Consider the following 18,535-nt stretch of genomic DNA (forward strand, 5'->3'; position numbering starts at 1 on the left):
CCCTTTTGCGGTGTCGCGCTAGCAGCAGCCGTCACAGCAGTCACAGTGCGAACAGCAGCCGCGTCCTGTCTTGGCGGACACCGCGATGTCGGCGACGTCGGCGGCACCGGCGCCGAACTCCCCCACGTCGCCCTTGTCCTTGTCCTTCTTGCCGTTCCTGCCGTCCTTCTTGCCGCCCTCGTCCGGCACGTCCTGGCCATGGGCGAACGCGCGGTGGATGGCGTGGTCCAGCTCGTCGACGAGCAGGGCGCGCACGAGCCGGTCGTCGACGAAGTCGGCCTCGTCCAGCGCCAGTCGCATGCCGAGCGCGGCGTCGTGGCAGTGCCGGCGGGCCTCGGCGAGGGACGTACCGGTTGCGATCAGGGGATTCCACGCACCGGCGGCCTGGTCGGCGCCATAGTCCTCGACCGCGTCCACGAGATGCGCGATCCGGCCGAACAACCGCCCTGCCTCGCTCAGCACAGCCGCGTTCGACGGGCGACCGCTCACGACCGCTGTGTGCGCGAAGGCTGCGGCGGCTGCGGTCTCCGTCGGCTCGGTCGCGTCGAGGACGGACGCGGCCGACAACTCGACGGTCGACTGCCGGGCGGCAGCGTCCAGCAAAACAGCCGTGTCGAAGCCGACCGCGGAACCAGACGACGTGCCTTGTGACGCCCACCGCTTGGCGACATGGCGTGCGACAACGGAAACACCGGGGCGGCGCATCGCCCCATCTCCGTCATCGACGTGGTCGGTCACCTTGGCCGAAGCGAGCACAAGCGACACGGCGGCAGCCAACCGGGCACCGTCGCCTTGGGCGACTGACGCGGACCGCATCGCCCGCAGGGGGCACGGCCCGGCGGTCCGGCGGCTCGCCGTGCCGTCGGACTGGGCCTCCACCAACACGGAGATCACCAGACCGTCGTAGTTGGTCACGGCACGGGCGAACTGCCCGTGTTCGTCTCGCAGCGCCAGGCACAACCCGCACAAGTGCGCGAGCCACGAACCATGCAACAGCATGGGGAGCCGATGACGACACGGTCTGATGATCCCGAACATTACGGCTCCCCCTGGTGATCAACGATTAGCAGGAACAATCGCAGCAGTCACACCCGTCGCAACAGTCGCAGTTGCAGCAATCACAGCAGTCACAACAGTCGCAGTCACAGTTGTAGCACCAGCCTTCCTTCGGCTCACCGGTCCACGGGTCGTGGTACGGATTGCCGCAGCAGTACTGGCACGTGCAGAACATGAAGACCGCGATGCCGCAGGCGGTGCCCCAGCTGCGGTTCGGTCGTTGCCAGCCCTGCTGGTGCCAGTCGTGGCGCTTGTCCTCACGCCGCTGCTTGCGGTTGGGCTTCTGGTTCGGCGGCTGGTGGGGCGGTGCCGGCTGCTGGGGCTGGTACGGCGGTGGGCCGCCGGGGTGCCCGTGGCCGTGACCGGGGCCGTGCACGTCGCCGAATGCGCGTTTGATGGCGTGGTCGAGTTCGTGCGCCAGCAGGACGTGGACGAGCTTGCTGTCGGTGAACTCGGCCTCACGCAGCGCCAGGCGGACGCCGAGCATGGCGTCGTCACACAGCCTGCGGGCCTCTTCGCGGGTTGTTCCCGTGGCCAGCAACGGGTTCCACGAGCCGGTGGCCCGGTCTTCCTCGAGGTCCTCCACGGCGTCGATCAGGTGCGCGATCCGCCCGAACAGCTTCCCGGCCTCGGTCAGGGCGGTCACGTTCCGCGGGCGCCCGCTCAGCACCGCGGTGTGCGCGAAGGCCGCGGCCGCCGCTGTCTCCGTCGGCTGCGTGGCGAGCAGCAACGAGTCACCACGAACGAGTGAACTCTCCACGGCGGGCTGCTCCCCCACGGCGTCGAGCAGGACGGCTGTGTCGAAGCCGATCCGCTCGCCGGTGCGCGCGCCCTGCGCCGCCCACCGGTTGGCGACGCGTTGCGCCGCTTTGGAAACACCGCGGCGGCCGAACATCCCGTCGCCGTCGGCGACGTGGTCGCTGATCTTCGCCGACGCCAGTGCGAGCGACACCGAGGCAGCCAGCCGGGCGCCATCACCCTGAGCGACGGACGCGGGTTGCATCGCCCGAAGGGGGCACGGTCCCGCCGTGCGCCGGGACTGGGCGGCCGACTGCGCCTCGACGAGCACGGACACCACGAGACCGTCGTAATTCGTGACCGTGCGGGCCAATTGCCCGTGATCGTCTCGCAATGCCAGGCAGAGGCCACAGAGGTGAGCCATCCACGAAGTGCGCAGCGCCGGCGAAAGCCGATGACGACAAGGTCGGATGATGCCGAACATGAATGCATACCCCCGGGTCGGAAGATCGGCATCGTAGCGGGTTTATCACCCGATCGGACGCGGAATCCCCCCTCTGCGGAGGGTGCGGTGATCCGCCCGGCGTAGGCACCATGACCAGGTGAGCTTCGACTACGCCGTTCCCGTTGCCCGCCCGAGGATCAGCCCCGACGCCGCACCGCACGTCCACCGCCCCAAGGTGGAGCTGTTCGACGTCAAAGCCATGGAGAACATCGATCCCAAGGGCTTCCGCCGCACGGTCGACGAATACCGGCTGGAGCATTTCGGGCTCTTCATGGCCCGCAAGATGGACGGCCACCCGAAGCTCGCGTATATCGAATCATGGCTTTTGCCCGATCCCGGCCTGCGGGTCACCCGCTGGCACCGCCACCCGGGCACACCGAGGGGTGAGGACGTCTACATCGACCTCGTCGAGGTGGACACCGAGTTCGGCGCGCGCACCGGCGCGCACGGCCCGGTCTGGCGGATGGTCGACATCTACCTGGACATCCACGTCCACACCGGCGACCGCCTCGAGGTGGTGGACACCGACGAGCTGCTCGCGGCGCTGAACGCGCGGATGATCGACGCCGAGACGGCGCAGCGGGCGCTGGAGCGGACCTACCGGACGGTCGACGGGATCACTCGCCACGGCTACGACACCGACGCGTGGCTGGCGTCGCTCGGCATCGACCTGACCTGGCAGGACCAGGGCAAACACCGGGTGTGAACGGGCGTGACGACACGCCCGCATTCGATGTTTTGATCTTGTCAACCGCCGTTCGGTCCAATCACGAACCGCTCACAGATCGATATACGGCCGATCACAAGCCGTGATGTAACGAATGAAACCTGGGTGATCACGGACCGCACCGTTCCGACTACCCTCGGGCCGCGTGGGCACCACCATCACCCCGCAGCTGGTCGACATCGTCGACACAGTTTCCGCGGTTCGCAGGTACTCGTCCGGTACTTCCCGGCGCCTCCGGACATGCCAGGAGGAACGCTGGGGACTCAGGGTGGAATGCCCGACACCGGAGGATCCGTTCCACGACTCCGAAGTGACGTGGCTCCTGCCGCGGATCAACGTCCGGCTGACCCAGCAGCGCCCCCGCTCGCGCCACGCGCGGTCGGGCCCGAGCGTGCTGACCGCCGCCCGCATCACGCGTGAGGGCACCATGTGGCGGACGACGGATCTGTTGCTCGGCCTGTCCTCGGCGCCGGGCAGCGCGGCACGGGTCGTGCGCTCCGAGGACTTCGCCGCGGCGGTGGCCGGGCGGGTGCTGCGCAACGGCGACGCCGATCTCGCGCTGCGGACCGTGCACAAGACGTTGGAAGAACTCAGCTACTACCGGCACGACCTGAGCGCTTGGCTGACCGGCCAACATGTTTTCGAGGTGTGGCCGCCTTTCTGACACGCCAGATCCCCACCACAAACCCCCTGCGGATGGTCAATCCCTCGCAGGGGGTTTGTGCCGTCTTGGGGCGATTACGCACCGAACCGGCCGGATCACGGCGCGCTGCCTGTTCTTTTACAACGTCTTGGCAACCGGCTTGACAGTTGGTGTGGTCCGGACCACGCTGCACTGCATTGGTCTACACCATTTGTGCGCCCGGGGTGGCCGGGCTCGAAAGGACGGCACGAGTGAAGCGCTGGATGAAGCTGGCGGCAGGAGCTGTCGCCATCTCCCTCGCGACTGCGGGCTGCGCCGGCTCCGGGGGGTCGGGCAACACCGCCCAAAGCAACGCGAACGCGCCACAGCAGCTCAGCGGCGAGCTGACGGTCTGGTTGATGACCGGCTCCGCGCCGGAATCCCTGACCAACGCCCTGCACAAGGAGTTCCAGGACGCCAACCCCGGCGTGAAGATCAAGTACGAGATCCAGCAGTGGAACGGCATCCAGCAGAAGCTGACCACCGCACTGGCCTCGCAGACACCGCCGGACGTCATCGAGATCGGCAACACCCAGACGCCCGCGTTCGCCGCGCAGGGCGTGCTGGCCGACCTGACCGACTCGGTCAACGACCTCAACGGCTCGCAGTGGCTCAAAGGCCTCAAGGACTCCGCCACGTTCGACGGCAAGACCTACGGCATGCCGTTCTACGCCGCCAACCGCGAGGTCATCTACCGCAAGGACCTGTTCGAGCAGGCGGGCATCACCACGCCGCCTGCCTCGCGTGACGAGTGGCTGGCCGCGATCGACAAGCTGAAGGCCAAGTTCGGCAGCGACCCCGACTTCCAGGCGCTGTACCTGCCGGGCCAGTACTGGTACTCGCTGCTGTCGTTCATCTGGGACGAGGGCGGCGACATCGCCAAGGCCGAGGGCAAGAACTTCAAGTCGACGCTGAACTCGACCGAGGCCAAGGCCGGCCTGGAGTTCTACAAGAAGCTCGTCGACGCATCCGGCACGAAGGCGCCGAAGGACAACGACGAGGCCACGCCGCAGCAGGCGGGCATCTACGGCGGCGGCAAGGTCGCCATGTTCATCGGCACCCCCGGTGAGGTGGCCACCGCGGCCAAGACCGACCCGACGATCAAGGACAAGACCGCCGCGTTCGCCATCCCCGGCAAGAGCGCGGGCAAGAGCGCACCGGTCTTCCTCGGCGGCTCGAACCTGGCCATCCCGCTCAACAGCAAGAACACCGCGGCTGCCAAGGCGTACCTGAAGCTGCTGTCGGGCCAGAAGTACCAGACCGAGGTCGCCAAGGGCGGTTACGTGCCCGGCACGTCCACCGACATCAGCGCGCTGTCGAGCGACCCGTTCGCCAGCGTGATGGCCAAGGCCGCGCAGAACGGCCGCGCGGTGCCGTCCAGCCCGAAGTGGGGCGAGGTCGAGTCGGGCCAGAACCCGCTCAAGGACATGATGACCGCGTACCTGACGGGCAAGAAGTCGATCGACCAGGCGACTACCGACGCGAACGCCGCGTTGGACAAGCTCCTCGCGGGTTCATGACGTCGACAAAGGACGTCGCGGCGATGCCGGCGGGTAACACCCCGCCGGCATCGCCGCGTGTCCCTACCCTGCGAGCACGGCGCCGCCGCAAGGGCTTCGGCGACTCCGTGCTGCCATATCTGTTGCTGGCGCCCGGTGTGATCGCGATCGCCGCGCTGCTGATCTGGCCGACGCTCCAGCTCGTGCTGATCAGCTTCCGCAAGCTGGATCTGCGCGAGCTGGTCACCGGCCAGCTCGTCTGGGTCGGCATCGACAACTACACCGACGTCCTCGGCGACCCCGTGTTCTGGGAAGTCACGGTCCGGACCTTGGCCTTCATGGCCGCCGTCGTGGCCGCGACGATCCTGATCGCGTTGCTGCTCGCGCTGCTGATGAAGCAGCTCAACCCGATCGTCCGGGTGATCCTCCAGGTCACGCTGGTGGTGGCGTGGGCGACGCCCGCGGTGGCCGCGACCACGGTGTTCCAGTGGATCTTCGACCAGCAGTACGGGATCCTGAACAAGACGCTCGCGCTGATCGGCTTCGACGGGTTCATCGGCCACTCCTGGTTCAGCGACGGGCCCAGCACGCTGACCGTGATCGGCCTGCTGATCACGTGGCAGGCGGTGCCGTTCGTGGCGTTCAGCCTGTACGCGGGCCTGATCGGCGTGCCGCGTGAGCAGTACGAGGCCGCCGGGATCGACGGCGCGGGGCCGTGGCAGACCTTCCGCACGGTCAGCTGGCCCGCCATCCAGCCGATCCTGACGATCGTGACGTTCCTGTCGGTGATCTGGGACTTCCGGGTGTTCACCCAGGTGTGGGCGATCAAGCAGGGCGGGCCGGACGGCGAGAGCACCACGTTGCCCATCTACATGTACCTCAAGGGCATCGCGGGCAGCCACTTCGGCCCGGCCGCCGCGATCGCGATGATCATGCTGCTGGTGCTCGTGATCCTGCTGGCCCGGTACATCCAGCTGCTGCTGCGTTCCAAGGAGGTGGACCTGAAGTGAGGAAGTCACTGCCTCAGCGGATCGCACTCAACACGGTCGGTGTGGTCGGGGCGCTGCTGTTCGGGTTCCCGACGTACTGGCTGATCACGACCTCGTTCAAGACCCCCGGCGAGGTGCTCTCGCCGCGCTACGACCTGATCCCGATCTCGGTCACGTTCGAGAACTTCACGTCGGCGCTGAGCAAGCCGGGTTTCACCGCGTTCCTGGCCAACAGCCTCATCGTCACGCTCGGCGCGGTGCTCACCGCGCTGGTCGCCGGTGTGCTCGCCGCGTTCCCGCTGGCCAGGATGAGGTTCCGCGGCCGCAAGGGTTTCCTGTTCCTCGTGCTGGTCGCGCAGCTGGCGCCGATCGAGGCGCTGCTGATCCCGCTGTACCTGCTGATGCGGGACGCGGGACTGCTCAACCAGCTGCCGTCGCTGCTGCTGGTGTACATGGCGCTGACGCTGCCGTTCACGTGCTGGATGCTGTACGGCTTCGTCAAGGGCATCCCGATCGAGCTCGAGGAAGCCGCGATGATCGACGGCTGCGGCCGGTGGCAGGCGTTCCGCCGGGTCACGCTGCCGCTGCTCGGGCCGGGACTCGTGGCGACGTCGGTGTTCAGCTTCATCACCGCGTGGAACGAGTTCCTGTTCGCCCTCGTGCTGATGCAGGACCAGGGCAAGCGGACCATCCCGGTGTGGCTGTCGACGTTCCGCGAGGCGTTCCTGGTCGACTGGGGCGGGATCATGGCCGCGTCGGTGATCTACGCGGTGCCCGCGCTGATCTTCTTCCTGATCGTGCAACGCAAGCTGGTGTCCGGACTGACCGCGGGCGCGGTGAAGGGATAACTGCATTGTCCACACTGGAGAAGCTCGCCGAATCCACTCTCCTGCCGGGCTTCGGCGGTACGACCGCGCCGGACTGGTTACGCCGCAGGATCGGCGAAGGTCTCGGCGGTGTGGTCCTGTTCGGCCGCAACGTCGTCGACGACGCACAGGTGCGTGAACTGACCGCCCAGCTGCGGTCGGAACGCGACGACGTGATCATCGGCATCGACGAGGAAGGCGGCGACGTCACCCGGCTGGACGTCAACACGGGCTCGTTCGTTCCCGGCCCGCTCGCCCTCGGCGCGGCCGGGAACCCGGCGCTGACGACGGAAGTGGCGGCGGCGCTCGGCGAACGGCTCGCCGCGTGCGGGGTGACGGTGAACCTGGCGCCGTGCGCGGACCTCACGCTGAGCCCGGAGGACCCGATCATCGGCGTCCGCTCCTTCGGCTCGGTCCCGGCGGACGCGGCCGAACACGTCGCCGCCTACGTGACGGGCCTGCAGCAGTACGGGGTTTCCGCGTGCGCCAAGCACTTCCCGGGTCACGGCGCGGCGACGGACGACTCACACCTGAGCTTGCCCGTGCTGCCGCGAACCGAGGAGGAACTGCGCGAGATCGAGCTGGTGCCGTTCGCGGCGGCGATCAAGGCCGGGACACGGGCGATCATGACCGGTCACCTGGTCGTCCAGGCGTGGGGCGAGCTGCCCGCGACCCTGAACCCGAAGGCGTTGACGGATTTGCTGCGCGGGGAGCTGGGCTTCACCGGCGCGGTCATCACCGACGCGCTGGACATGGGCGCGGTCGCGGGAGCGTTCGGGCGCAACGAAGGCATCCCGGCGGCGGCCGTCGGCGCGTTGATCGCGGGGGCTGACGCGTTGTGCATCGGCGGCCAGGCGTTCGACGCCTCCGTTCTGGACGCGATCACCTCGGCGATCGTCTCGGCTGTTCGTTCCGGTGCCTTGCCGGAGGAGCGCTTGGCCGAGGCTTCCCGGCGGTGTTCGGATCTCCGCATTCCGCCCGTCGCGGTGGACCTCAAGCCGTTGGACCTCGCGCTGGGGCTGCGCGCTGCCCGTCAGGCGCTGCGTGTTCAGGGCGAAGTGGGGCTCACCGGCCCTGCGCTGGTGGTGGACGTGGAGTCGACGCCGACCATCGCCGCGGGGCCGATGCCGTGGGGTGTCGGGCAGTACCTCGTGGATCTCGTGCCCGGCAGCAAGTCGCTGCGCAACGCCGACCGTGCGGAGATCCTCGCGGCGGCTCAGGGTTTCGGCCGGGTTGTGATCGTGACCCGGGAGGCTCACCGGCACGTTCACGTCCGGGAGTTGCTGGAGTCTTTGGGCGAGCTGGACGTCATCCACGTCGAGACTGGCGTCCCCGGCGTGGTGACGGGTTCCCGGCCGCGGATCGACACGTTCAGCGGGTCGAAGGTCAGCATGATCGCCGCCGCGGAACGCCTTGCCGGTCGGTGACAAGCACGCCGCACGCTGCCCAACCAGTGGGGGGCAGCGTGCGGCGTGGACCGGCGACACAGACTGGCGTGCCGTCAGGCGACCAGACTCACGGGCCTGTCACGGCTGCCAGCCAGTTGCCTCCGCCCACGCCTGCGCACGCGGCAACGCCGAGTCGAACCACGCGTCCTTGGCGGTCGCCACTTCGGCGAGGTCGCCGGCTGAGGCGAAGCGTTTGGCGATCCCCTGCTTGAGTTGCACGTAACTCGCCCGCTCCTCGACGGAGGCACGCAACCAGTCGCGGAACAGCAGAGCGTTGCGCCAGTCCTCGCTGCCTTCGACGCGCAGGTGGATGTTGGCCAGCCGGCCGGGGTCCGCGCAGTTGTGGTACCGCTTGGTCTCCTTGCCGCGGTCGCCGGTGTTCTCGGGGCGCACGGGGAAGCCCGCCGCGGTCAGCGGTTCGGCGAAGCCGTCTGCCTGGTCCAATGAGGACACTGTGACCTGGAGGTCGATGATGTCCTTCGCGGGCAGGCCGGGCACCGCGGTCGAGCCGATGTGGTCCACGCGCAGCCCGCCGGTCACCAGTTCGATCCGGGCTGCCAGGCGTGCGGCCTGCAGTGGCCATTCGGCGTTGTAGTCGTACAGGCGCGGGTTGCCGTACCTGCCCCAGCGGCGCAACCGCACGTTCGCCTCGAACGGCACCAGGCGATCCGCCCACAGCGCATCAGCCTGGGCGAGCACGCGGTCCGGCGTGCTCGAGTTGTCCAGCCACACGTCTGCCACCGCGCGGCGTTGCTCGACGGTGGCCTGCGCGGCGATCCGGGCACGGGCGTCTTGCGGGGACATGCCGCGGGTTTCGGCGAGGCGGCGGACGCGTTCTTCCACGTCCGCGTCGACGACCACCACAAGGTGGTACATCGGCGCGTAGTTCTTCTCGACCAGCAGCGGCACGTCGTGCACCACCACCGCGTCGTCGGCCGCCGAGGCGAGCATCTCCGCGGTCCGCCGGCCCACCAGCGGGTGCACGATCCCGTTCAGCCGTTCCCGCTGCTCGGCCGAGTTGAACACGACCGCGGCCAGCTTCGGCCGGTCCAGCGAGCCGTCCGGGGCGAGCACCTCCGCGCCGAACGCCTCGACCACCGCCGCCAGTCCCGGTGTGCCCGGTTGCACCACCTCCCGGGCCAGTTTGTCGGCGTCGATCAGCACCGCGCCGTGTTCGGCCAGCCGTCCGGCCACCGTCGACTTCCCTGACCCGATCCCGCCCGTGAGTCCCACTCGCAGCATGAGTTGATCGTAGGTAGACCTAGCCCCACCTGTGTTGTGGGTCTGTGCGCAATGTCCGGCTGCCGGCCCGCGGGGCAGACTGGGCAGCGTGATCCGGGACGTCGCCATCGCGCCGGTGCGCGGGCTGGTGCTGGGTGGTCTGTCGCTGCTCGGCCTGGTCGCGCTGCTGGCGCACGCCGTCGTCCTGCTGCTGAGCCTCTCGCTGGGCCTGGTGGTGCTCATTCCGTGGGCGGTGGGGCTGGCCCGCCGGGTCACGGGCGCCCGCCGTCGCATCGCCGCACGCTGGCATTCCGTCTACATCCCCAGCCCTTACGCGCCTGCGCCCGTGCCCCCGCAACCTGACGCGGAGGGCCTCTACGAGGGCCAGGGGCAGCTGTACAAGACGCCGAAGCTGCCCGCGCTGTACGACAAGGTCGACTGGATGCTGGACGACCGGGCGACCTGGCGCGACGTCGGCTGGCTGGTGCTGGGCGCCACTGCCGGCAACGTGCTCGCGCTGGCGCCCGCCGCGTTGATCGTTCACGGGGCGCTGAACGCGCCATGGGGGCTCGCGTTGGTCGTGCTCGGCTTCGTCGCCGCGCCCGTGCTGCTGCGGCTGCACACCGCTGGGAGCACGGTGTTGCTCGGTCCGCCGCGGCGGCCGATGCGCGGCAAGCCGAGCAAGTTCGTCATCGAGTGGGGCCGCAGCGCCGGGTTGTTCGCGTTGTCGCTGTTCAGCCTGGTCTGTTTGGTCGCCGTGCCGTGGGCGTGGAAGGTGGCGAACCTGCGTCGCGCGCGGGCGACCGACTGGTCGGGCGTACCGGTGGCTCAGCCGCGCAGCAACCGGGTCACGTGGCGTGAGCTGCTGTTCTTCGCGCTGGACCTCGTCGTCGGGGTGCTGATGACCGTGTTGCCGCTCGCGTTGGCGATCTACGCGGGCTGGGGCCTGGCCATGCCGCAGACGTGGCGTTGGTTCGTCTCCGAGGCGGACCGGGAGTGGGGAGGCGGGTGGTACGGCCAGTTCGCCGGGTCGGACCTGCTGGCGTTCCCCGTCGCGGTGGTGCTGATGCTGGTGGCGGTCTGGCTCGCGCCGTTCGTGGTCCGGTTGAACGGCCACTGGGTGAAGTACATGCTCTCGCCCGGCAAGGAGACCACGTTGACGCTGCGCGTGCGTGAGCTGGCGCAGACACGGGCCGAGGCGAGCGACGCCGCGGAGGCGGAGCTGCGCCGGATCGAACGCGACCTGCACGACGGCGCCCAGGCGCGGCTGGTCGCCATGGGGTTCGGGCTGGGCGCGTTGGAGCAGTTGATCGACCAGGACCCGGCGAGGGCCAAGCAGGTGCTGGCCGCGGTGCAGGACAACTCGGCCAAGGCGCTGGTCGAGCTGCGTGACCTGGTGCGCGGCATCCACCCGCCTGTGCTGGCCGACCGCGGGCTCGGTGACGCGGTCAGGGCGCTCGCGCTGGACACGCCGTTGCCGGTCAAGGTCAGGGTGGACCTGCCGCGCAGGCTGGACCCGCCGGTGGAGTCCGCGGCGTACTTCGCGGTCAGCGAGGCCCTGCTCAACGTCACCAGGCACGCGAACGCCGGCTCGGCACGCGTGGATGTCCGGCTGGGTGAGGACACGCTCGAGCTCGTCGTCCGGGATGACGGACGCGGCGGGGCCGACATGTCGCGCGGCACGGGTCTGCGTGGCGTGGCGCGGCGGCTGAGCGCCTTCGACGGGGCGATGACCGTGCACAGCCCGGTTGGCGGGCCGACGACGGTCAGGATGACGTTGCGGGTCAGCGCGGGCTGAGCGCGCGGTCGGCGATCTTGCCGAGGACCGCGGCGGCCTGGGAGGCGGGCACGGCCTCGGTCGTGGCGATCACGACGACGGTGGTGGCCTGGTGGGTGGCGACCAGCGTGACGGTCTTCCTGGCGGCCAGCAGCGTGCCCTTGTCGCCTCCGACGGGGACCTCGCTGGCTTTGGCGCCCGCGCCCTTCTCCTCGTCGACGGTCTTCTGGACCCTCGTGGCGGCCGCGTTGGCGTCGTTGTAGCTCGCCAGGCCGACGCGCACGGGGGCGTCGTTGACCTGCTCGCTGTTGCCCAACCCGTAGTAGCAGTCGATCCGGTCGGTGCGGCCGATGCTCGCGTCCGCGCTGCCGTCGACCAGTTTCGCCGCCCCGGACATCTGCTTGCCGACCGCGTCGGAGATCTCCTCCGGCGTGCCGATCGCGCCGCACCCGCTCGGCAACGGGCCGACGATCCGCGAGGACGCCGACTTCACGGCGCTCGACGAGGGGGTGTAGCTGGGGGCCGGGACTACGAGGGGTGTTCGTTTGTCCGTCGCGCAGGCCGCCAATCCGGCGATCAGCACCGCGGCGGACGCGCTCCGTGTCCACGCCTTAGCACTCACAAGGTGTAGACCGTAGTCCCCCTGTTGGGTGAATGGGACACCAATCCCCGAAAAAGTAACGAACGAACAACGCGAGCAGCGCGCGCGTCCCGGAGTGGCGTGGCGTGAGCAGCGGATTCTTGATCACCACGTCCGCCGCGGCGGCTCATAACGATCTTGGTCAGCCGATGCCCGTCGCGTCGGTGCCGGCTGCCGAGCGGGCCGGCGCGCGACGGGGCCCCGCACCGGAATCGGTGCGGGGCCCCGTCATGCCTACTGGCTAGCGAGCCTGTTCAGCGGCGATCAGACGCCACCGGACAGCTTCTCGCGCAGCGCGGCGAGCTGCTCGTCGCTGGCCAGGGTGCCACCGCTCTTGGCCTGGGTCTCCGACCCCGCCGAGGAGTAGCTCTGGTCACCGGCTGCCTCGGCGCCTTCGCCCGCGGCAGCGGCGGCGTCGGCCTCGGCGGCCTTGCGGATCTGCGACATGTGCTGCTCGTAGCGGGTGTGCGCCTCGGCGTACTGGCGCTCCCACTCCTCACGCTGCTTGTCGAAGCCCTCTTGCCATTCCTGGGTGTCCGGGTCGAAGCCTTCGGGGTAGATGTAGTTGCCCTCGGCGTCGTACTCGGCGGCCATGCCGTACTGGGTCGGGTCGAACTCGGTGTCCGGCGTGAAGCCCTCGTTCGCCTGCTTGAGCGACAGCGAGATGCGGCGGCGCTCCAGGTCGATGTCGATGACCTTGACCATGACGTCGTTGCCGACCTGCACGACCTGCTCCGGGATCTCCACGTGGCGCTCGGCCAGCTCGGAGATGTGGACCAGGCCCTCGATGCCCTCGTCCACGCGGACGAACGCACCGAACGGAACGAGCTTGGTGACCTTGCCCGGCACGATCTGGCCGATCGCGTGGGTGCGGGCGAACTGGCGCCACGGGTCTTCCTGGGTCGCCTTCAGCGACAGCGAGACGCGCTCGCGGTCCATGTCGACGTCCAGGACCTCGACCGTGACCTCCTGGCCGACCTCGACGACCTCGGACGGGTGGTCGATGTGCTTCCAGGACAGCTCCGAGACGTGCACGAGGCCGTCGACGCCACCCAGGTCCACGAAGGCACCGAAGTTGACGATCGAGGACACGACGCCCTTGCGGACCTGGCCCTTCTGCAGCTGGTTGAGGAACTCGCTGCGGACCTCGGACTGGGTCTGCTCGAGCCAGGCGCGGCGGGACAGGACCACGTTGTTGCGGTTCTTGTCCAGCTCGATGATCTTGGCCTCGAGCTCGCGGCCGACGTACGGCTGCAGGTCGCGGACACGGCGCATCTCGACCAGGGACGCCGGCAGGAAGCCCCGCAGGCCGATGTCCAGGATCAGACCACCCTTGACCACCTCGATGACGGTGCCCTTGACGGGCTCGTCGGCCTCCTTGAGACCCTCGATCGTGCCCCACGCCCGCTCGTACTGCGCGCGCTTCTTGGACAGGATCAGGCGACCTTCCTTGTCCTCCTTCTGGAGAACAAGCGCCTCGACCTCGTCGCCGACCTTGACGACCTCATTGGGGTCGACGTCGTGCTTGATCGAGAGCTCACGCGAGGGGATGACGCCCTCGGTCTTGTAGCCGATGTCGAGAAGAACCTCGTCACGGTCGACCTTGACGATTACGCCTTCGACGATATCGCCGTCGTTGAAGTACTTGATCGTCGCGTCGATCGCGGCGAGGAAGTCCTCCGCCGTCCCGACGTCGTTGATTGCGACCTGCTGCCTTGGCGCGCTGGATGCCGGGACAATGGTGGTGTCGGTGGACATTAGGTGGGTTGCTCCGGTACGGATTGGGAGTAGTCGGGTTGTTTTAAGTTCTGGCGCACGGTGTGATGAGCGCCCTGTGGCTGGTGTGATCATGCACAGGGTCCAACACCGATACGCGCAACCCGATTCCCAGATTTCTCACCTGAACCGCAGGCAGCGCGAAATTCACCGCGCGGGCGGTATCGTACGCGCCCGCGCGAACGTCGGGCAAACTGGATGCCCATAAGGAGCAGGCGTGGACAGCGAGCAGGACCGGTACTCCGGCGCTCAAACTACTCTCGGAACCGTCGGCCCCGCTCGTCGAAGGGTCGACGCGAGCGAGTCCGTTGCCGCCAACATCGCGTGGTGGGACGCGGACGCCGACGACTACATGGCCGAGCACGGGGACTTCCTCGGCGCCGCCGATTTCCTCTGGTGCCCCGAAGGCCTGCGGGAACGCGACGTGCAGCTGCTCGGGGAGGTCGCGGGCAAGGACATCGTGGAGGTCGGCTGCGGCTCCGCCCCGTGCGCGCGCTGGCTCGCCGGCCAGGGCGCGCGGGTGACCGCGCTCGACCTCTCGGCCGGGATGCTGCGGCACGCCAAGCACGCGAATGACGTGACCGGTATCACACCGACGTTGATCAGGGCGAACGCCGAGTACCTGCCGTTCGCCGACGGGAGCTTCGACATCGCGTGCTCGGCGTTCGGCGCGGTGCCGTTCGTCGCCGACGTGCGGACGATCTTCCGCGAGGTGGCCAGGGTGCTGCGGCCGCGGGGCCGCTGGGTCTTCGCCGTGACTCACCCGATCAGGTGGATCTTCCCCGACGACCCGGGGCCCGCCGGGCTCCAGGTGATCAACTCGTACTTCGACCGGACCCCGTACGTGGAGGTGGACGCCGACGGCCGCCCCACCTACGTCGAGCACCACCGGACGCTGGGCGACTACGTGCGCGCGCTGACCGGATCCGGGTTCGTCGTCGACGACGTGATCGAGCCCGAGTGGCCGGAGGGGCAGACCAGGGAGTGGGGCCAGTGGAGCCCGCTGCGCGGTGAGCTGTTCCCCGGCACGGTGATCTTCAGCTGCCGGAGGAGTACGTGAGGTTCCCGGACGGGCTGGTCGACACGCAGAGCACGTGGTTCGCCCGGCTCGACCCGATGCTGCCCGCCGCCGTCCGGCCACCGGACGGCGAGGTGATCACGGCCGCGCTGGCCACCGGCACCCGCGTGGCCGGTGTGCTGGTGCCGACCCGGCTGACGCCGGACGCGATGCCGACGCTGTGGTCCGCGCTGGAGGTCTGGGAACTGCACCCGATGCTCGGCGAGCACGGCATGGCCGAGCTGGTCGACCAGTGGCGCGCGGTGATGGGCCGCCTGCGCACCGCGCCGGACTCGTCGTGCCTGGTCACCTGGCCGAGCCGGGACGTCGGCGCCGCCCGGGTGTTCCTCGACCACGGCCTGGTGCCGCTGTCCACGCTGGCCATCCGGACCGGCGCGCCGCTGCTGCCGTCACCGGGCGCGCTGAAGGTGCGCCGCGCGGCACTGCGCGACCTGGACACGCTGCTGCCGCTGGCGCTGGCCGAGCTGGAGTACTCCGCGATGGTCGGCGGCACGGTCCTGCGGCCCGGTGCCGAGCAGGTGAAACGGGCGGCGCTGGCGCGTCACCTCGACCAGGGCGACCCGATCTGGATCGGCGAGCGCGACGGGATCGCGGTGGCGATGGCGGAGTGCTGGTACAACGAGTCGATCACCGGGTCGTGGAGCGAGACGCGCCTGCGCCACGGCCTGTGGGGTTATGTCAACAGTTTCTCCGTGGCGCCGTCGTTCCGCGGCGCGGGCGTCGGGCGTGAGCTGGTCTCGGTGGTGCACCGCGAGTTCGCCGCGGCGGGCACGGACGGCACCTTCCTGTACTTCAACCCGCCGAACCCGTTGTCGACGGTGTTCTGGGCGCGGCAGGGTTATCGCCCACTGTGGACGATCTGGGAGATCCGGCCGGCCTCGGCCCTGCGGTGACCGATTCCGGCCCGGACCCCCGACCAAAGTCATAGCCGAGTCTGGACCGTGGTCCGATGTGCCGCGGCCGCGGATTCAGAACACTGTGTTCATGCGAATCCTCGGCATCATCCCCCTGATCATCGCGGCCACGGCGGCCACCGCGGTCGCGGTGGCACCATCGGCCGCCGCCGCGACGGGCGTCGGGCTGCTCGGCCCCGGCGGCAAGCTGCCCGTCGGACAGCGGACGTACCACCTGGCCGACACCGGCCGGGCCGACCGCTGGCAGCCCGACCAGCGCCGGGAGCTCATGGTCTCGCTGTGGTACCCGGCGATCCCGGTGGGCAAGCGCGCCGAGTACATGACGGCGGCGGAGTCGACGGCCGCCGTGCGCGGCCTGCGGCTCGACCTGCCGGACGACGCGCTGCAGAAAGTCAAGGTGCACTCGTACCGCGACGCCCCGCCGCTGCCCAAGTCCAAGGGCTGGCCGTTGGTCGTGCTGTCCCCCGGCATGGGCAACAGCCGGACCACGCTGACGACGCTGGCCGAAGAGCTGGCGTCCCGCGGATTCGTGGTCGCCGGGATCGACCACGCGTACGAGGCGCAGAACGTCGAGTTCCCCGGCGGGCGGCTGCTGCCGTGCAAGGGGTGCTCGGGCAACCCGGACATCTGGGCCGAGGCGCTCGCCGAACGCGCGCTGGACGTCAAGTTCGTGCTGGACGACGTGCTCACCAACCGGCCGGTGCGGATCGACAGGTCCCGGATCGGCATGGCCGGGCACTCGGCGGGTGGCGTCGCGACGATCCACTCGCTGGCGGGTGACCGGCGGTTCAAGGCCGGGGTGAGCATGGACGGCCCGATCTACCGGCCGCTGGCGGTGGCCAAACCGTTCGCGCTGCTCACCAGCCCGATCGGCGAGCAGGGCTGGGCCGGGCTGTGGGACGCGGCGTGGCCGAGCCTGACCGGGTGGAAGGAGCGCAGGCTGCTGCCGCAGACCGGGCACTCGTCGTCCAACGACAACGGCTACTTGGCGGTCGCCCTGGGACAGAAGGACAAGATCCCGGCGAACGTGTGGAGCAACCTGTACGGCACGGGAGACCCGGTCGCCTCGGTGAAGTTCTTCCGCGACTACCTCACCGGGTTCTTTCAGGCCAGGCTCTGAACCAGACCGGCCTGGTGGGCCAGGATCGCCGCCTGCACGCGGTTGCGCACGCCGAGTCGCCCGAAGATCACGGTCACGTGTGCCTTCACGGTGCCCTCGGCGATGTGCAGGCGGGCGGCGATGTCCGCATTGGACAGACCGGAACCCACGAGCGTGAGTACGTCTGTCTGGGTGGGGGTGAGCACCGAGACGCGTTCGCGTGCGCCGGAGTTCGACCGCGGCAGCTGGTCGATCACCCGCTTGGCGATCCTCGGCGACAGGAACGCGGCACCATCCGCCACCGCCTTGATCCCGGCGATCAGCTCGGCCGGGTCGCCGGACTTCAACAGGAAACCGTTGGCGCCCAGGGCCAGCGCCCGTTCGATGTACGTGTCCTCGCCGAACGTGGTCAGCATGACCACACCGGTGTCCGGGCGCAGCCGCCTGATCTCGGCGGCTGCGGCCAGGCCGTCCAGCTCCGGCATCTGGATGTCGAGGACCGCGATGTCCGGGCGGTGCCCGGCGACCTGGTCGACGGCCTCGCGGCCGGTCCCGGCCTGTGCGACGACCTCGATCCCGGGGTCGCTGCCCAGGATGGCCGCGATGCCCGCCCGGATCATCGCCTCGTCGTCGGCCAGCACCACCCGGATCACGAAACCCCCTCCGACGTCCCCGTGAACGTGGCCGTGACAGCGAACCCGCCGTCACGCGGCCCGGCGTCGAACGCCCCACCGGCCCGTTCGACCCGCTTGCGCAGACCGGCCAGGCCGCTCCCGCCGGACGCGAGCCCGCTCTGCCCGGAGGACGGCTCGTTGACCACCGAAACGCGGTTCGAGGTGACCGTCACGACGATGGGAGCGTCCGGCGCGTGCTTGGCCGCGTTGGTCAACGCCTCCCGCACCACGTCGTACACCACCGGCTCGACACCGGCCGGCACATCTTCCACAGTGGACTCGACGACCATGCCCGACGCGACGCTCCTGGCGATCAGGTCGCGCACGCTCTCCGGCTCGCGCAGGACTTCGACGATCTCCCGCAGCCGCTCGGTCGCGGCGGCCACGCTTTCCCGCACCTGCCCGACGGCCGCGCGCTGGCTGTCGTCCAGGCCACCGGAGACCTCGAGCACCCCGGCCCGCACAGCGATCAGGGTCAGCTCGTGACCGAGCGAGTCGTGCATGTCGGCGGCGATCCGGGCGCGTTCTTTCAACCGCGCCTGGACCGCGTCCTGCTCGGCACGGCGCCGCACGTGCTGACGCCTGGTCAGGTACACGACAGCGGCCATCAGCACCAATGGCCACATCGGTACGCGGCCGCCGTAGTCGAACAGCATGGCGACACCGGACACGACCGCCACGGCCAACGCGACCACCGGGTACCGCCTGATGGCCACCACAGCGACCGCGACGGCCGTCAGTCCACCGGCAAGCTCCCACGGCACGGGGTTGTGCAGGCTGTCGTACACCAGCAGGCCGGTGACGACGACCCAGACAGCACCTTCGACGACCCCCGTCCGCATGCGC

The 18,535-nt window shown here is 69.4% G+C and carries 17 protein-coding genes; 10 read left to right on the forward strand and 7 right to left on the reverse strand.

Annotation, left to right across the window (positions count from 1 at the left end; translation table 11 throughout):
* Positions 1 to 18: 18 nt before the first annotated feature.
* On the reverse strand, positions 19 to 999 hold the full coding sequence (locus AOZ06_RS58615; protein ID WP_054294327.1) for a DUF5685 family protein: 981 nt from the start codon (positions 997 to 999) through the stop codon (positions 19 to 21).
* Positions 1,000 to 1,063: 64 nt separating this feature from the next.
* Positions 1,064 to 2,278, reverse strand: coding sequence for a DUF5685 family protein (locus AOZ06_RS41220; protein ID WP_054294328.1), 1,215 nt, complete (start codon positions 2,276 to 2,278; stop codon positions 1,064 to 1,066).
* Positions 2,279 to 2,396: 118 nt separating this feature from the next.
* Here AOZ06_RS41220 and AOZ06_RS41225 point away from each other — a divergent pair, with 118 nt between their 5' ends.
* The 6 genes from AOZ06_RS41225 to AOZ06_RS41250 all read left to right on the forward strand — a co-directional run bounded on the left by AOZ06_RS41225 (position 2,397) and on the right by AOZ06_RS41250 (position 8,489).
* Complete coding sequence (locus tag AOZ06_RS41225) at positions 2,397 to 3,005, forward strand: ribonuclease FAU-1 family protein (RefSeq protein WP_236951903.1); 609 nt, start codon at positions 2,397 to 2,399, stop codon at positions 3,003 to 3,005.
* 166 nt (positions 3,006 to 3,171) lie between these two features.
* Positions 3,172 to 3,690, forward strand: coding sequence for a ribonuclease FAU-1 family protein (locus AOZ06_RS41230; protein ID WP_054294329.1), 519 nt, complete (start codon positions 3,172 to 3,174; stop codon positions 3,688 to 3,690).
* A 230-nt stretch (positions 3,691 to 3,920) separates the two neighbouring features.
* Positions 3,921 to 5,228 carry a sugar ABC transporter substrate-binding protein gene (locus AOZ06_RS41235; RefSeq protein ID WP_054294330.1) on the forward strand — a complete coding sequence of 436 codons (1,308 nt, stop codon included), beginning with the start codon at positions 3,921 to 3,923 and terminating at the stop codon, positions 5,226 to 5,228.
* A complete protein-coding gene (locus tag AOZ06_RS41240; RefSeq protein WP_054294331.1) occupies positions 5,225 to 6,217 on the forward strand; it encodes a carbohydrate ABC transporter permease in 993 nt (330 codons plus the stop codon). The genes AOZ06_RS41235 and AOZ06_RS41240 overlap by 4 nt, the downstream gene beginning before the upstream one ends.
* Positions 6,214 to 7,044 carry a carbohydrate ABC transporter permease gene (locus AOZ06_RS41245; RefSeq protein ID WP_054294332.1) on the forward strand — a complete coding sequence of 277 codons (831 nt, stop codon included), beginning with the start codon at positions 6,214 to 6,216 and terminating at the stop codon, positions 7,042 to 7,044. Before AOZ06_RS41240 ends, AOZ06_RS41245 begins: the two co-directional genes overlap by 4 nt.
* Before the next feature lie 5 nt (positions 7,045 to 7,049).
* On the forward strand, positions 7,050 to 8,489 hold the full coding sequence (locus tag AOZ06_RS41250) for a glycoside hydrolase family 3 protein (protein WP_054294333.1): 1,440 nt from the start codon (positions 7,050 to 7,052) through the stop codon (positions 8,487 to 8,489).
* 99 nt (positions 8,490 to 8,588) lie between these two features.
* On the opposite strand, the gene coaE is transcribed toward AOZ06_RS41250, so the two are convergent.
* Positions 8,589 to 9,752 (reverse strand): dephospho-CoA kinase, encoded by a 1,164-nt coding sequence (gene coaE / locus AOZ06_RS41255; protein ID WP_054294334.1) that lies wholly within the window; start codon positions 9,750 to 9,752, stop codon positions 8,589 to 8,591.
* A gap of 88 nt (positions 9,753 to 9,840) precedes the next feature.
* On the opposite strand from coaE, the gene AOZ06_RS58165 reads away from it, so the two are divergent.
* A complete protein-coding gene (locus tag AOZ06_RS58165; RefSeq protein WP_054294335.1) occupies positions 9,841 to 11,529 on the forward strand; it encodes a sensor histidine kinase in 1,689 nt (562 codons plus the stop codon).
* On the opposite strand, the gene AOZ06_RS41265 is transcribed toward AOZ06_RS58165, so the two are convergent.
* The gene (locus tag AOZ06_RS41265; RefSeq protein WP_157233527.1) at positions 11,516 to 12,001 is read right to left on the reverse strand and encodes a hypothetical protein; all 486 of its coding nucleotides are present in this window, start codon (positions 11,999 to 12,001) and stop codon (positions 11,516 to 11,518) included. The genes AOZ06_RS58165 and AOZ06_RS41265 overlap by 14 nt on opposite strands.
* A gap of 411 nt (positions 12,002 to 12,412) precedes the next feature.
* A complete protein-coding gene (rpsA, locus tag AOZ06_RS41270) occupies positions 12,413 to 13,906 on the reverse strand; it encodes a 30S ribosomal protein S1 (RefSeq protein ID WP_054294337.1) in 1,494 nt (497 codons plus the stop codon).
* Between the two features lie 235 nt (positions 13,907 to 14,141).
* On the opposite strand from rpsA, the gene AOZ06_RS41275 reads away from it, so the two are divergent.
* The 3 genes from AOZ06_RS41275 to AOZ06_RS41285 all read left to right on the forward strand — a co-directional run bounded on the left by AOZ06_RS41275 (position 14,142) and on the right by AOZ06_RS41285 (position 17,036).
* Complete coding sequence (locus AOZ06_RS41275; protein ID WP_054294338.1) at positions 14,142 to 14,984, forward strand: class I SAM-dependent methyltransferase; 843 nt, start codon at positions 14,142 to 14,144, stop codon at positions 14,982 to 14,984.
* Positions 14,981 to 15,895, forward strand: a complete 915-nt coding sequence (locus AOZ06_RS41280; protein WP_236951904.1) for a GNAT family N-acetyltransferase — start codon at positions 14,981 to 14,983, stop codon at positions 15,893 to 15,895. Before AOZ06_RS41275 ends, AOZ06_RS41280 begins: the two co-directional genes overlap by 4 nt.
* A 91-nt stretch (positions 15,896 to 15,986) precedes the next feature.
* The gene (locus AOZ06_RS41285; protein WP_054297303.1) at positions 15,987 to 17,036 is read left to right on the forward strand and encodes an alpha/beta hydrolase family protein; all 1,050 of its coding nucleotides are present in this window, start codon (positions 15,987 to 15,989) and stop codon (positions 17,034 to 17,036) included.
* On the opposite strand, the gene AOZ06_RS41290 is transcribed toward AOZ06_RS41285, so the two are convergent.
* Positions 17,021 to 17,668, reverse strand: a complete 648-nt coding sequence (locus tag AOZ06_RS41290; protein WP_054294339.1) for a response regulator transcription factor — start codon at positions 17,666 to 17,668, stop codon at positions 17,021 to 17,023. The two genes, AOZ06_RS41285 and AOZ06_RS41290, sit on opposite strands and share 16 nt — an antisense overlap.
* A complete protein-coding gene (locus tag AOZ06_RS41295) occupies positions 17,665 to 18,531 on the reverse strand; it encodes a sensor histidine kinase (RefSeq protein WP_054294340.1) in 867 nt (288 codons plus the stop codon). Before AOZ06_RS41295 ends, AOZ06_RS41290 begins: the two co-directional genes overlap by 4 nt.
* Positions 18,532 to 18,535: the final 4 nt, after the last annotated feature.

This window comes from Kibdelosporangium phytohabitans, from assembly GCF_001302585.1.
GTDB classification, from domain to species: Bacteria; Actinomycetota; Actinomycetes; order Mycobacteriales; family Pseudonocardiaceae; genus Kibdelosporangium; species Kibdelosporangium phytohabitans.

Coding starts and splice junctions, on each gene's coding strand:
- coaE (WP_054294334.1), bottom strand. CDS start 9,752: ATGCTGCGAGTGGGACTCACGGGCGGGATCGGGTCAGGGAAGTCGACG.
- AOZ06_RS41295 (WP_054294340.1), bottom strand. CDS start 18,531: ATGCGGACGGGGGTCGTCGAAGGTGCTGTCTGGGTCGTCGTCACCGGC.
- AOZ06_RS41240 (WP_054294331.1), top strand. CDS start 5,225: ATGACGTCGACAAAGGACGTCGCGGCGATGCCGGCGGGTAACACCCCG.
- rpsA (WP_054294337.1), bottom strand. CDS start 13,906: ATGTCCACCGACACCACCATTGTCCCGGCATCCAGCGCGCCAAGGCAG.
- AOZ06_RS41285 (WP_054297303.1), top strand. CDS start 15,987: ATGCGAATCCTCGGCATCATCCCCCTGATCATCGCGGCCACGGCGGCC.
- AOZ06_RS58615 (WP_054294327.1), bottom strand. CDS start 999: ATGCTGTTGCATGGTTCGTGGCTCGCGCACTTGTGCGGGTTGTGCCTG.
- AOZ06_RS41220 (WP_054294328.1), bottom strand. CDS start 2,278: ATGTTCGGCATCATCCGACCTTGTCGTCATCGGCTTTCGCCGGCGCTG.